Origin of the sequence: Reella acinonychis, from assembly GCF_052384575.1 — a bacterium.
Taxonomy (GTDB): Bacteria; Pseudomonadota; Gammaproteobacteria; order Enterobacterales; family Pasteurellaceae; genus JBQSUQ01.
In genome coordinates this window covers 165,037-179,156 of record NZ_JBQSUQ010000015.1, presented here as the reverse complement: position 1 = coordinate 179,156, position 14,120 = coordinate 165,037, and the positions used below count along the sequence as shown (strand labels likewise).

Below are 14,120 nucleotides of genomic sequence, written 5' to 3'. Positions count from 1 at the left end.
GGATACAATTAGTTATTTTTTCTTTGCTTTCACAAATAATAAAACAGGGCGATGTTGCAGATCCCTAAATTCATTATGCCATTCAGGTTGATCTGCCAACATCGGCTCGACGATTTGTTCAATTTGGAACCCTGTTTGTATCAACTGATTAATAATCGTTGCCATGGTGCGATGATAAGTTTTAAAGGGTTGCTTAAACCAACTGCGATCGCGTTCGCCTTCTTCGCGATAGAAATTCAAACGATAAGCAACTTGTTGTTTATTCTCATCTTTTTCCCAGCGTTCTCCTCCTTGATAAGCGGTCACAATTGGATGTTCTTGGGAAAAAATTAAATATCCATTGGCGGATAATTTTTGATAAATATCCTGCAATAAGGTGGCAAAATCCGGCACATAATGGAAAGCAAAAGAACTTGTGATTAAATCAAACTGATTTTCATCAAGCTGAGAAAGTCTTTCCATTGGCAACTGCTGTAATGCAAAGTGCGGTTGAAAATCGGCAAGATTTTTTTCAGCTTGTTGTAGCATGGATTCTGATAGATCTATGCCCATGACAAATTTTGCTTTTCTTTGCAAATAAAGCTGTAAATGTTCGCCTGTACCACACCCTAAATCGAGCACTTTTTTACCTTGTAAATCAGGCAGTAAGGATAGCATTGTGGGTTTCTCCACAATGTTATTTAAGCTAATGGGATTGGCCCGCAATTTTTGATAAAGCGCAAAGAAATTTTCGCTATCATAAACCGATTTTTGCTGATTATTCATAAATTAAAGGCGCTCTTTTTCACCACCAAAGGCGTCTAATAGATTCTCTGTAAGTTGTGTTAATTCGCTGGTCATTAATAAAAAGTCAGCATCAAAACGTTGGGCGATATCTTCTTTTAAAATATCGTCATTCTTTTCACGAATTTGATCGGCAAATTTTAAGCGTTTTAGACAGCCGTCTTCCGACAATACCACACTTAAATGCTCATCCCAGTCTAGCAATAATTTCGTGACGAATTTTCCTTTTTCCAAGTGAGAAAGGATCTCTTCACTGTCTAAAGGCTGATTTTTACAACGAATAACACTTTGATTGTCCGCTGCTTTTAATTCAGCTTCTTCAAGTGCGGTGAAATAAGGCGGTAAATTGTCTTCACTAAGCCAATTTGTCATAACAACAGCAGGATCATTAGAGAAACTTAATGGCACTACTGGCAAAGAACCGAGGGATTTCCGCAATAATGCCAAAGCATCCTCTGCGCGTTTTGTTGAAGCACTATCCACATAAAGAAGATTTGTTTCTGTGTTGATCCAAATCGCAGTGCATTGATTTTTACTAAATGCACGAGGGAGTAACACTGCAACTACATCATCTTTCAGCGCCTGTTTTTCAGTTTTCTTTAATTTGCGATTTTCTTGCTGTTCAATTTGATTAATACGTTGATCTAATTCCGCTTTTATTACATGGCTAGGCAATATTTTTTCTTCTTTATGTGCGGTTAATAATATTTGTTTTCCATTGTTGAAATAAAGCGCTTCGCTGGTTTTTAATGGTGCTGCCCAACCAAATTTACTCATGTCTGATTGTTGGCAAGGGTGATATTCATGGGCGGCAAGAGCTTGTTGTAAATGTTGTTCTGACCAATCAAGCTGCTTAGTTAAACGGTAAATAAGCGCATTTTTAAACCACATAAAGAATCCTTATAAAATGTTATGAAAGTGCGGTCAATTTTAGCATAGTTTTATGAAAATCATGGTGAATTAATCAAAGTGACGTATAATCAACCACATTGTGTTTTTAGGAACGGGGAAAGTATGGAATATAAATCAATTTGTTTTATTGGCGGCGGCAATATGGCACAAGCGATTGTACTTGGTTTGTTGGCAAAAGGTTATCCATCAAACTTGATTACAGTTTGTGATCCTAACGAAGAAAAGCGTCAATTTTTTGCACAGAAAGGGGTGAATATCAGCGTTGATAATCGGACAGCTGTTGAACAAGCAGAAGTAATGGTATTAGCAGTGAAGCCTCAGGCAGCAGCGGAAGTTTGTTCTTTGTTGGCCGGATTGAATGTTGAGCATAAATTAATTATCTCAATTATGGCAGCGATTTCTGTTCAGCGTTTAACTGCGTTGTTGCCTTCTGCTCAGCATATTGTGCGAGTTATGCCAAATACGCCAGCTTTAGTATCGGAAGGTATGTCAGGATTATATGCTTCGCCACAAACTAGGGTTGAATATAAACAGTTCGCACAGGACTTATTGAATGCGGTAGGGCAAAGTTGTTGGGTGGACGATGAGCAAGATATGCATATTGTTACTGCCGCTTCAGGATCGAGTCCTGCTTATTTTTTCTTGTTTATGCAGGCGATGCAGCAAGCTTTACAAAATATGGATTTTACGGAACAACAAGCACGTTTATTAGTTCAGCAGTCGGCTTTAGGTGCGGCCAAGATGGTGGTGGAGAATCCACAGTTGTCTTTAGTTCAGTTGAGAGAAAATGTGACCTCTAAAGGTGGCACCACCGCTGCCGCCATTGCTGAATTTAACCAGCACCAACTGGATAAAATCGTTGAACAAGCGATGCAAGCTTGCATTGCGCGTTCAAAAGAAATGGAAAAATTGTTTTAGGCTAAGTAAACAAAAGGCACCTTCTGGTGCCTTTCTTTTTATTGACGATAATTTTCTAAGAATCTGGCGAGTTTGTTTAGCGCCTCTTCTATGGTAGAAATATGTGGTAAGGTCACAATACGGAAATGATCTGGGCTATGCCAGTTAAATCCGCGTCCATGCACTAATAAGACTTTTTCTTGACGTAATAAATCTAATACCATTTTTTCATCATCATAGATATTGAATTTTTTTACATCAAGTTTAGGGAACATATAAAGCGCACCTTTGGGTTTCACACAGCTTACACCTGGGATTTGATTAATCAATTCAAAGGCTTTATCTCGTTGCTCCAATAAACGTCCACCTGGCAAAATAAATTCATTAATGCTTTGATAGCCGCCTAATGCTGTTTGAATGGCATGTTGCATTGGATGGTTCGCACATAAACGCATCGAAGCCAGCATATCTAAACCTTCAATATAACCTTTTGCATGATTTTTTGGACCATTCAAAATCATCCAACCTTGGCGGAAACCGGCAACACGATAGGCTTTTGATAATCCATTAAACGTAATAGTTAATAAATCAGGCGCTAATGCCGCAAGATGATGATGTTCTGAGCCATCGTATAAAATTTTGTCGTAAATTTCATCAGCAAAAATAATTAACCCATGTTGACGAGCAACTTCAACGATGTCTTGTAATACTTGTTTGCTGTAAACCGCTCCCGTTGGGTTATTGGGATTAATTACCACGATTGCTTTTGTACGAGAAGTGATTTTACTTTTAATATCTTCTACATCTGGGAACCAATCGGATGATTCATCACAAAGATAGTGAACTGCTTTACCGCCTGCTAAAGTCGCTGCCGCTGTCCATAATGGATAATCAGGCATAGGAATTAAGACTTCATCGCCATTATTTAACAATGCTTGCAATGACATGGTTATTAATTCAGAGACGCCATTGCCAATATACACATCATTAACCGTCGCACCGCGAATATTTTTAGATTGGTAATATTGCACAATCGCTTTGCGTGCAGAATAAATACCTTTTGAATCACAATAGCCTTGTGCAGAAGGTAAGTTGCGCAAAATATCCACAAGCACTTCATCAGGGGCTTCAAAGCCAAATGGGGCAGGATTACCGATGTTGAGTTTTAAGATTTTATGCCCTTCTTCTTCAAGGCGTAGGGCTTCTTTATGTACCGGCCCACGAATGTCATAGCAAACGTGTTCTAATTTGTCAGATTTTGGGAAAAACTCCATACATCGTCCTCAGAAAATAGAAAAAACATAACCGCACTTTACCCCGATTTTTAAGAGAATAAAAGATTTACTAAAAAAATTTTTTTATTTGGGTTAAAATAATTTCATTTTAATTCATCATTTTTATATAAAATTCAATGGAAAATTTGTGTTCGAGCTTAATTGCACAGCTTAAGGATCATCAATTTCAACAAACTACCAGTGGTGTGACGCAATTCCAATCGGAATGTCAAATGTCAGCGCACTTATTATCTTGGTTGAAAGCGCAATCCTTGTATCCACAGTTTTATTTGAATTTCCGCCAATCCGCATTGCGCATGGCGACTATTGGAAAAGTGCGGTCATTTTTTGATGAGAAATCTGCACAAGCCTTTGTGCAAGCACAAAATTTGCAATTAGTTGGCGGCCTAACCTTTGATAAACAAGTGAATTTCTGGTTGCCGAGACTTGTGTTAACACAAGAGGGCGATAAAGTTATCGCTACTTTATATATTGATAATGAAAAAAATATTGTGGCAGAACAAGAAGCCGCATTGACAGCACTAAAAAATATCGCAAAATTCACCGCACTTGAGCCTATCCAACAAAAAGTCCGCTGGATAGGGCAAAAAGCGAATCAACAAACTTGGTGTCATTGGGTCGAACAGGCATTAGATGAGATTGAAAAAGGCACTTTTACTAAAGTTGTGCTGGCAAATGAAAATCAATTTGAAACTGTTCAACCTCTTGATGCAAAAGATTTTATTGCAGAAAGTGAGCAACAAAATACCGGTTGTTATCATTTTTTATTGGCACTCGATGAGCATCAAAGTTTTGTGGGATCAACTCCAGAGCGTTTATACCAACGTCATGGTACAGAACTGAATACTGAAGCATTGGCAGGGACGGCGATGGTGAGTGAAGATCCGCTTCAAACTCAGCAACAAGCCGATTGGTTACTGAATGATCCTAAAAATGATCATGAAAATTTATTAGTGGTGAAAGATATTTGCGATAACTTGGCAAATTATGTTGAGGATATTCATGTTGCACCTGTGGAAGTGAAACGCTTACGCCGAGTTCAACATTTACGACGTGCCATTCAAGGGCAATTAAAGTCTGATTTCAGTGATGTCGCTTGTTTAACTGCAATACATCCTACCGCAGCAGTATCGGGATTGCCACAACAAAGTGCGGTGCAATTTTTACAAAAAACAGAAAATTTTGACCGCAGTTGGTATGCAGGCACGCTTGGCGTAATGAGCCAGTTACAATCTGAGTTTTGTGTCACCATTCGGTCCGCATTTATTGAACAAAATAAAATTCGCGTTTTTGCGGGCGCTGGCATTGTGGCGGGGTCGGTTCCCTTGTTAGAATGGAACGAAATTGAAAGAAAAGCTTCAGGTTTGGTCAGCTTGTTAGCGGTAGAAAAAGAATAATAGAGGGCAGCTTAAGGCTGCCTTCAAGAAATTGGAGAGCAATATGTCATCAGTAAGTACCTTCAACCGTTGTTGGTCAAAAGTGATTTTGGAAAGCCTGATACGTTTCGGTGTAGAGCATATTTGTATTGCGCCGGGTTCTCGTTCAACGCCTTTAACTTTAGAAGCAGTGCGTTTACAAGAACAAGGGAAAGCGCATTGCCATACGCATTTTGATGAACGTGGTTTAGGCTTTTTTGCATTGGGTTTAGCGAAATCCACTTCATCGCCAGTGGCGGTTATTGTTACGTCTGGTACCGCAGCAGCGAATTTGTATCCAGCGATTATTGAAGCGCGCCAAACCGGTGTGAAACTAATGATATTAACGGCAGATCGTCCAATTGAATTATTAGAGTGCGGTGCAAATCAAGCGATTTTACAGGAAAATATGTTCTCTCATTATCCTGTGGCAACCTTGAACTTGCCGCGTCCTAGCCAAGAATACCCAGTGAAATGGTTGGTGTCGAGTTTGGATCAAGTTTGTTTCCAACAAAATCAAAAACCGGGTGTTGTTCATATTAATGTGCCTTTCGCTGAGCCTTTGTATGATGCTCAAGTAGAGGAAATAGATCGCCATCCTTGGCTCGCGCCTGTGCAACGTTGGCTTTCTAAAACGAGCACTTGGGCAAATCATCAAAATGCGCAACATGAAGTGATGACGCATGAACATTGGGATGATTGGCGCACTAAGCGTGGGATTGTTGTGGTTGGACAGCTAACACAGCGACAAGCTATGGGGATGAAACAATGGGCGGATACGTTAGGCTGGGTGCTGATTACTGATATTCAATCAAATGTGGAACCAAGTCTGCCTTATGCTGATATTTGGTTGGCGAATAAAATCGTACGCGATAAATTATTACAAGCAGATATCGTCATCCAATTTGGCACGCGTTTCGTGAGCAAACGCATTAATCAATTTTTGGCGAGTTTTAAAGGCGAATATTGGGTTGTGGATGAAAGCGATCAACGTTTAGATCCTGAACATCATCAACAGACTCGTTATCATGTAAAACCACATCATTGGTTACGTGCCCATCCGCCATTACGCCAGAAAGCTTGGTTGGTTGAGCCTTTAGCATTATCTAATTTTTGCGCAGGATTTATTGAGCAAGCGGTTGGTGGCGGATTGAATGAAGCCTCATTGGCACATCATATCGATCGTATTTTACCGAAGAATTGTACGTTATTCTTAGGCAATAGCTTATTTGTTCGTTTGGTGGATGCTTTAGCCAAATTAACCAATAATTATCCTGTTTATACCAATCGTGGTGCTAGTGGCATTGATGGACTGTTAGCTACGGCTGCTGGCGTGGGTATTGGTTCAAATCAACCTATGGCGATTTTATTAGGGGATTTATCTGCGCTTTATGATATTAATTCGTTGGCATTATTTAAGAAAGTCTCTCAACCAACCATTATTTTTGTGATTAATAATAATGGCGGGGCGATTTTTGATATGCTACCAGTCGATAACCAAGTGAAAAATGCTTTCTATCGATTACCTCATCAAGCAGAATTTTCACAGGCAGCAGCCATGTTTGATTTGAAATATGCGAGACCTTATACATGGGCGGATCTTAGTTCGGTACTAAAACAAGCCTATTCTCGTAAAGAAACGACGGTTATTGAGATAAAAGTCAGTCCAAATGATGGGAGCAATTTGTATAAATATTTACTCGAACAAATTCGAGATGCAATGATTGGTACCAATTCTTGATTCGTGTTGAATAAAAAAGTGCGGTGGAAAATACCGCACTTTTTTGTTATTTTTACATCCAAGCATTGTTGCGGATAATACCTACTGCAATGCCTTCAACTTCAAATACTTCTTCACGTAAATTCACAACGATAGGTTCAAACTCTTCATTCTCTGCATGGAGATAAACAATATCGCCTTTGCGTTCTAAACGTTTTACGGTAACCTCATCTTCAATTCTTGCCACAATGACTTGTCCATTACGCACATCTTTGGTGCTGTGTACCGCAAGTAAATCGCCATCCAGAATACCAATATCTTTCATTGATTGGCCATCAACTTTTAATAAGAAATCAGCCTGTGGTTTAAACATTTCAGGATCCACTTTATAGGTGCCTTCAATATGTTGCTCTGCCAAAATTGGTTCACCCGCAGCAACGCGACCAATAAGTGGTAAACCTTCATATTCCTCTTCTTGTTCTGGTGAGGATAATAATAAGCGAATACCTCGAGACATACCAGGCACCATCTCAATTGCCCCTTTACGCGCAAGGGCTTTTAAATGTTCTTCCGCGGCATTAGGAGAACGAAATCCTAATTCTTGGGAAATTTCAGCTCGAGTCGGGGGAACGCCTGCGGTTTCAATATGATGTTTAAGAAAATCATATACTTGCTGTTGACGAGCGGTTAAGCTCTTACTCAATACTTTCATCGGTATTCCTCTTTTTTATTTGTTTTTCTGTACAGTTTGTATATGAAATTATATACAGACTGTTGAAAGTTGCAATAAAAAAGTGGATAAACATTGTCATTTATACAGTTATAGATGATTTTTACTGAAATATGAATAAATCTTTGTTAAAATTTACTCAAATTTTTAGTTATTGATAGAGGAAATATTATGTCTGTTTTAGGGCGTATTCACTCATTTGAGTCCTGCGGTACCGTTGATGGTCCAGGGATTCGTTTTATCCTATTTATGCAAGGCTGTTTAATGCGTTGTAAATATTGCCATAACCGCGATACTTGGGATCTTGATGGTGGTCGAGAAATCAGTGTTGATGAATTAATGAAAGAAGTGGTGACTTACAAGCATTTTATGAACGCGACTGGTGGCGGTGTAACAGCGTCGGGTGGAGAAGCGATTTTGCAAGCTGAATTTGTGCGTGATTGGTTCAGATCTTGTAAAGCGGAAGGTATTAATACTTGTTTAGATACCAATGGTTTTGTGCGTGCTTATACGCCAGTTATTGATGAATTATTAGATGTCACAGATTTAGTGTTGTTGGATTTAAAACAATTAAATGACAAAATCCATCAGAATTTAATTGGGGTACCTAATAAGCGTACACTTGAATTTGCTAAATATTTACATAAACGTAATCAACGCACGTGGATTCGCTATGTTGTTGTTCCAGGTCATACTGACGCGGATGAAGATATTCATTTGTTAGGCAAATTTATTGAAGGTATGACGAATATCGAAAAAGTGGAATTATTACCTTATCATCGTTTAGGTGCACATAAATGGAAAACCTTAGGTTTAGATTATGAGCTAGAAGATGTGGCACCACCAACTAGAGAAAGCTTAGAACATATTAAGCAAATTTTAGAAAGTTATGGTCATGATATAAAATTCTAATCGAAAAATACCGAGTTTATACTCGGTATTTTATTTTTCGATAAAACTAGAATTTTGTTTGAATACATCAAGGAATAGCCCTAATGGTGGACGCTCAGAAGATATTTTCTGATAACTGTGATCATATTTTTGATAATTCCCTTTGTTATCAATATGATACTGGGTTCCATTTGGTGTAATGATTACATTCCAACGGTGGTTGGAGGCCAATACCCATTCTGTCGCTCGTTCTTGTGAGAGCAGATTATGCCCTTGGCTATAATCAGTTTCCGCATTTTGAATGCCAAATAGCTGACTCATTAAAGTTGGTATAACATCAGCATGGCTGGTCAATCTATTTTCAACCTGAGGCTTGAGGTCTTTCCAATGAATGATCATCGGCACTTTTACCATTTCAGGCGCAAAATAATTCTCTAATTCCTTATCCTTGATATCAAAGGAATAGCCTTGTTCGCCTGTGATAATAAATAATGTATTGTCTAGGCTATTTGTTTCAGTTAGTGTATTGATAACATCCTTTAATAATTTGTCTAACTTGGTAACTTTTTGTAAATAAATGTTTTTTTCTTCATCAGATGATGAATTCTTCTCTACTAGGTTTTCTGTTGCATCTAAGTTTAGGTAACTGAACCAAGGTTGATGAGTTGGCTTTTGCTTAAACCAAACTTGCCATTTTTGCACCGCACTTTCATTGCCTAACGTTTGTTTATTAAGCTTGAATGGCTTGAATAATGCCTGCTTAAAAATACTTTCTTTAAAATTATTGGCAGAGAATAAACCAAATTGGTAGCTTTCTTGGCGTAATTTATCAATGAGAACAGAGGTTTTCTTATTATTTAATAAGCTATCGCTGTAATTTGCATTTAACCCATAGAATAAGCCAGTAATTGCGGCTTTAGTTGTATTTCCCGTTGTGTAATGGTTAGTAAATTGTGTAGATTGCTGAGCAAATTGGCTGAGCAATGGCATTGTTTCTGTTTGAACAGCATCTTGACGTAAACCTGATACGGTAATAATGAAAATATTGGTTAAATTATCCATTTTCATATAGCTAAGCGATTGTTTCGGATAATTAATAATCGGGGTTTCAGGACGTCCTTCTTGATTTAATTTATTAGCATATTCTTCTTTATCCAATAATCCATGTTTTTCTAAGAAGGTGCGCGCCGTCATTGGATAGGACAACGGAAAATTTGATTTTTGCATAGTGATAGGACGATAAATATAAGCATCCGCCCATGCATAAACTAAGTGGGTTGCCACAAATAAACAAGTAAACAAAATCCCTACTGGGCGTAACCATTTTTGGCGCTCTAGGCTACGTAATTTATACCAAGACCAGCGTGAAAACAGCATTTGTGCCAATAGCATCAACGGCATTGGAGCAAAGAAAATTTGCCAATCTCTTGATAACTCACCATTTTCTGGATTCACTAACAAATTCCATACGACACTGGAGAGATGTAAATTAAAGCGGGAGAAAACTTCTGTATCGACTAATAATAAGGTGCTACCAATAGTTGCAATAATCACAGTTACGCCACGAAAAGTGCGTTCATTTTTAATGATAAAACTCAGTGGGAAAATTAATAGTAAATAGGCAGCAAAACAGATGAAACTGAAATGGCCAAGTAGGCTGACGAAGAAATAGGATCTGCCTAATAGAGTATGAGGCCAATCAATTAAGAAAGCGTATCGAGAGCCAATGATGATTGCCCATAGAATATTAAAAAAAGCAAACCAATGCCCCCACGAAATTTTTTGCGAGGTCTGTTCTCGATATTGTCTGCCATTTTTAATCCAAAACATAATGCAGTCTTATTTTTCCACTGAATCCATTAACGCATCCGAAAATGCTTGAGCTAAAGCGATTTGTTGACTCTTGCCAACACTGCTGATCAGTAAATTTGACACCATATTTCCTAAAACAATCAGCGAAAGTTCGGTTGATGCTTGATGTTTTTCTAAAACGGCGATGATGTCGTTAGAAATGACATCAATTTGTTTATCTTGATATTTTGAATTGCTAGCCATAGATGAGAATAGTTTTGTATTTAATTTTTGAATACTACCACATTTTTACTTAAAGTGCGGTTATAATTAACCAGATTTTAAATTTTTGAAAATAGATGTGTAGAAAAAATGAGCATTACTGTTAATCAAGTTGTATTACACCAATTAATTAAACAAACAGATGAAGAAAATAACGTGCGATTAAGCACATTGTTGCGTGAAAATTTGCTAGAAATTAGCAATGATGTGGAACAATTGATGTTGGAATTACATCAAGCTTATCAAACAAAAGCCAAAGGCTATGGCATATTTCAAGAGCATTCCCTTTTTGCTCAGAATTTGAATCGTCTATTAGAAAATGAAACAGAATTTTTGCCGTTTAGTTATGATTCAGCGAAGTTATTGGCAACAGAGTTAGGCAAATATCCTTTTGCCGACAGTGGCACATTTGTTTTGTGTAAATATAATTTTCTGGCGACAGATTATTTGTTTATTTCGTTATTGGATAATCGTGCCAGCATGTTAGTGGATGAAAAATTAGAGATTCAACGTACCCAGTATTTGAATATTAATCAATTTGACATTGCTGCGCGTATCAATTTGACGGAATTACAACTTAACGCAAACTCAAATCGCTATTTGACTTTTATTAAGGGCAGAGTAGGACGCAAAATTGGTGATTTCTTTATGGATTTCTTAGGTGCTGAAGAAGGGTTAAACCCTCGAGTACAGAATCAATGTTTATTGCAAGCGGTGAGTGATTATTGTGATCAAGGCGAATTAGATCAAGTTCAAACCCAAGCAGTGAAAAAGCAAGTGTTTGAATATTGCAAAGGGCAAATTAATCAAGGTGAAGAGATAGCCTTGACGGAACTTTCTGCCGAATTACCTACTCTAAACGAAAGTCCTTTTATTGATTTTGTGCAACAACAAGATTATGCGTTGGAAGACAGTATTCCTCCCGTTAGCACAACATTAAAATCCTTGACGAAATTTTCCGGTTCTGGAAAAGGGGTAACCATTAGTTTTGATGCAGAATTGTTGAATCAGCGTATTATATGGGATGAAAATTCTGACAGTTTGATCATTAAAGGGTTACCTGCAAATTTACGTGACCAATTACAGCGTAATACAAAAAATCAGAATTAATTTGGAAATTTGTTCAACTTTAGGTATTATCACAACAGTTTCGACAGAATAGAAAGGTAGAAAAATGCAATTAAAACCTGTTATGGCAGTAATCGCACTTGCGTTAAGTGTGTCAGCTTGTTCTAGTGTGAACAAAATTGTTTATCGTATTGATGTGCCTCAGGGTAACTATTTGGAAGCCGCTAGCGTACAAAAAGTACAACCAGGTATGAATCATCAGCAAGTACAATATTTATTAGGTACGCCTGTATTAATTGATCCTTTTAGCAGACAAACTTGGTACTATGTGTATTTACAACAACATGCGTACGAAGATCCTGTACAACATACTTTCATTGTTAATTTTGATAACAATGGAATTGTGACTAGTACGGATTTAGATAAACCGCTGCCAGATGTAGAAAAACAAGAAGTCAACAATGCCATTATTGAGGCACCAGAAGCAACAAAATCTTGGTGGAAATTCTGGTAAAACAAATCATAAAAATACCCTGATGATTCAGGGTATTTTTCATTATTCACTTTTAATTTTTTCTAAGGCTTGATGTAATGAGGCCATTCTTTCGTCGGCGATAGCAAATCTTTCATTGCTATATTTTTCATTTACAATAAAGGTTCTCACATTTGCTGCTTTGGCGGCGATTAATCCCGTTACACTATCCTCGATAATAATACATTCTTTAGGAGTCGCTTTTAAGGCTTTGATCGCACTTAAATAAACCGCTGGATGCGGTTTAGCTAATTCTTCATCAGCAGCAGAGCATTGAATTGGGAAATAATCCCAGAGATTTAATCGATCAAATACCGCTTTAATCACTTGTCTATTGGAAGAGGTTGCTAGTGCGGTTGAAATTTGCTGAGTTTTTAGAAAATCGAGCAACTCAAATAAGCCTGGCATAGCTTGGCCTTGCTGACTGATCTTAGTGCAAACATTTTCTAAAATTTGCTGTTTTAATATCGCATTATCAACATCAATTTGGAACATATCGATCCAAATTTGCACCAATTCTTCTATTCTTGTTCCTCTGGTGTATTTTTCACAATCCGGCTCAGTGATGCTGACGCCATATTGCGCTAAACTTTCTATTTGAGCAGCAGCCCAAAAAGGCTCACTATCAATGAGAACGCCATCCATATCAAAAATAACGTTTTTTATTGCCATATCTTAATCCTTCTTCATTAAACTAAAATAATAATGCCAGTCAAAATATTGACCGGGATCGATTTTCCTGCCTGGTGATATATCTGAATGTCCAACAATATTGGCTAAAGTGATGGCAGGATATTCAGCCCTAATTTGATCTGTTACTTTGGCTAAAGTTTCATATTGTAATAGGGTAAAAGGTTTATTATTACTGCCTTCTAATTCAATGCCAATAGAAAAATCATTGCATTTTTCGCGTCCTTGAAAGCAAGATAAACCCGCATGCCAAGCACGATCATTGAAATTAACATATTGTGTAATTTCGCCATTTCGATTGATTAAACAATGGGCGGAAACACGAAGGTGTTGAATCTCTTGGAAATAAGGGTGCGCATTAGGATCTAATTTTCCTAAGAAAAAATCATCAATAAAATGTTGTCCAAACTGTTCGGGCGGCAAGCTAATGTAGTGAATTACTAATAGCGATATATCTTGCACATCAGGGCGCTGATCATAATGAGGTGAAGGGCATATTCGAGCCTGCTCGAGCCATCCAGAAGGTTTTTGGGTTGATGATTTTGTCATAAAAAATCTGTGTTTTGTGATGTTAATTCCAAAAATAAATGCATATTTTTGACGCTATAAGTTTCTTCCCACAAAGTAATCACAGTTTTTACTACTTGAGGAAAATAGGATGAAATTTAACCGCACTTCTTTATCTATTGTTGTTCAAAAAGGTTTCACTTTAATTGAACTGATGATTGTGATTGCCATCATTGCTATTTTAGCAACCATTGCCATTCCGTCTTATCAAAATTATACCAAAAAGGCTGCTGTATCAGAATTACTGCAAGCGTCCGCACCTTATCGTTCCGATGTGGAACTTTGTGTTTATAATCTTGGTGCTGTTACTGATTGTACGGCAGGTCAAAATGGGATTCAAGGAAATATCACTAGCCAAACGGGTAAATATGTGAAGTCAGTTAATGTGGCTTCTGGTGTAATTACCGTACAGGGTGCTGGTGCATTAGATGGCGTAAGTTATACCTTAACTGCATCAGGCACTGCGAAAACGGGGGTAACTTGGGCAGCGGCTTGTGGAACAAATGCGGATTTATTCCCTGCGGGTTTTTGTAGTGCTAGTAAGTAA

The 14,120-nt window shown here is 37.8% G+C and carries 15 protein-coding genes; 7 read left to right on the top strand and 8 right to left on the bottom strand.

Features of this window, described 5'->3' with window-relative positions:
• Positions 1–12: 12 nt before the first annotated feature.
• Both ACT2CV_RS07730 and rdgC read right to left on the bottom strand, forming a co-directional pair.
• Positions 13–765, bottom strand: coding sequence for a class I SAM-dependent methyltransferase (locus ACT2CV_RS07730; RefSeq protein ID WP_464972951.1), 753 nt, complete (start codon positions 763–765; stop codon positions 13–15).
• Between the two features lie 3 nt (positions 766–768).
• Complete coding sequence (gene rdgC / locus ACT2CV_RS07725; RefSeq protein ID WP_464972950.1) at positions 769–1,674, bottom strand: recombination-associated protein RdgC; 906 nt, start codon at positions 1,672–1,674, stop codon at positions 769–771.
• Between the two features lie 123 nt (positions 1,675–1,797).
• On the opposite strand from rdgC, the gene proC reads away from it, so the two are divergent.
• On the top strand, positions 1,798–2,613 hold the full coding sequence (gene proC / locus ACT2CV_RS07720; protein ID WP_464972949.1) for a pyrroline-5-carboxylate reductase: 816 nt from the start codon (positions 1,798–1,800) through the stop codon (positions 2,611–2,613).
• Between the two features lie 38 nt (positions 2,614–2,651).
• Here the strand turns inward: proC and ACT2CV_RS07715 are convergent, their stop codons facing one another.
• On the bottom strand, positions 2,652–3,866 hold the full coding sequence (locus tag ACT2CV_RS07715; protein WP_464972948.1) for a pyridoxal phosphate-dependent aminotransferase: 1,215 nt from the start codon (positions 3,864–3,866) through the stop codon (positions 2,652–2,654).
• Between the two features lie 137 nt (positions 3,867–4,003).
• On the opposite strand from ACT2CV_RS07715, the gene ACT2CV_RS07710 reads away from it, so the two are divergent.
• Both ACT2CV_RS07710 and menD read left to right on the top strand, forming a co-directional pair.
• Positions 4,004–5,284, top strand: coding sequence for an isochorismate synthase (locus ACT2CV_RS07710; protein ID WP_464972947.1), 1,281 nt, complete (start codon positions 4,004–4,006; stop codon positions 5,282–5,284).
• A 43-nt stretch (positions 5,285–5,327) separates the two neighbouring features.
• The gene (gene menD, locus ACT2CV_RS07705; RefSeq protein ID WP_464972946.1) at positions 5,328–7,043 is read left to right on the top strand and encodes a 2-succinyl-5-enolpyruvyl-6-hydroxy-3-cyclohexene-1-carboxylic-acid synthase; all 1,716 of its coding nucleotides are present in this window, start codon (positions 5,328–5,330) and stop codon (positions 7,041–7,043) included.
• Positions 7,044–7,095: 52 nt separating this feature from the next.
• Here menD and lexA read toward each other — a convergent pair whose 3' ends face one another.
• A complete protein-coding gene (lexA, locus tag ACT2CV_RS07700; protein ID WP_464972945.1) occupies positions 7,096–7,734 on the bottom strand; it encodes a transcriptional repressor LexA in 639 nt (212 codons plus the stop codon).
• Between the two features lie 189 nt (positions 7,735–7,923).
• On the opposite strand from lexA, the gene pflA reads away from it, so the two are divergent.
• On the top strand, positions 7,924–8,664 hold the full coding sequence (gene pflA, locus ACT2CV_RS07695; protein ID WP_464972944.1) for a pyruvate formate lyase 1-activating protein: 741 nt from the start codon (positions 7,924–7,926) through the stop codon (positions 8,662–8,664).
• Positions 8,665–8,694: 30 nt separating this feature from the next.
• Here the strand turns inward: pflA and ACT2CV_RS07690 are convergent, their stop codons facing one another.
• Positions 8,695–10,473 carry a DUF3413 domain-containing protein gene (locus ACT2CV_RS07690; protein ID WP_464972943.1) on the bottom strand — a complete coding sequence of 593 codons (1,779 nt, stop codon included), beginning with the start codon at positions 10,471–10,473 and terminating at the stop codon, positions 8,695–8,697.
• A 9-nt stretch (positions 10,474–10,482) separates the two neighbouring features.
• On the bottom strand, positions 10,483–10,698 hold the full coding sequence (locus ACT2CV_RS07685; protein ID WP_464972942.1) for a DUF1414 domain-containing protein: 216 nt from the start codon (positions 10,696–10,698) through the stop codon (positions 10,483–10,485).
• A gap of 108 nt (positions 10,699–10,806) precedes the next feature.
• Between ACT2CV_RS07685 and yejK the strand changes: the two genes are divergently transcribed.
• Positions 10,807–11,826: a nucleoid-associated protein YejK gene (gene yejK / locus ACT2CV_RS07680; protein WP_464972941.1), complete on the top strand. Its 1,020-nt coding sequence runs from the start codon at positions 10,807–10,809 to the stop codon at positions 11,824–11,826.
• 64 nt (positions 11,827–11,890) lie between these two features.
• The gene (gene bamE, locus ACT2CV_RS07675; RefSeq protein ID WP_464972940.1) at positions 11,891–12,298 is read left to right on the top strand and encodes an outer membrane protein assembly factor BamE; all 408 of its coding nucleotides are present in this window, start codon (positions 11,891–11,893) and stop codon (positions 12,296–12,298) included.
• Between the two features lie 42 nt (positions 12,299–12,340).
• Here the strand turns inward: bamE and hxpB are convergent, their stop codons facing one another.
• Positions 12,341–12,988: a hexitol phosphatase HxpB gene (hxpB, locus tag ACT2CV_RS07670; protein WP_464972939.1), complete on the bottom strand. Its 648-nt coding sequence runs from the start codon at positions 12,986–12,988 to the stop codon at positions 12,341–12,343.
• Positions 12,989–12,991: 3 nt separating this feature from the next.
• Positions 12,992–13,555, bottom strand: a complete 564-nt coding sequence (gene ampD / locus ACT2CV_RS07665; RefSeq protein ID WP_464972938.1) for a 1,6-anhydro-N-acetylmuramyl-L-alanine amidase AmpD — start codon at positions 13,553–13,555, stop codon at positions 12,992–12,994.
• Between the two features lie 109 nt (positions 13,556–13,664).
• On the opposite strand from ampD, the gene ppdD reads away from it, so the two are divergent.
• Positions 13,665–14,120: a prepilin peptidase-dependent pilin gene (gene ppdD, locus ACT2CV_RS07660; RefSeq protein ID WP_464972937.1), complete on the top strand. Its 456-nt coding sequence runs from the start codon at positions 13,665–13,667 to the stop codon at positions 14,118–14,120.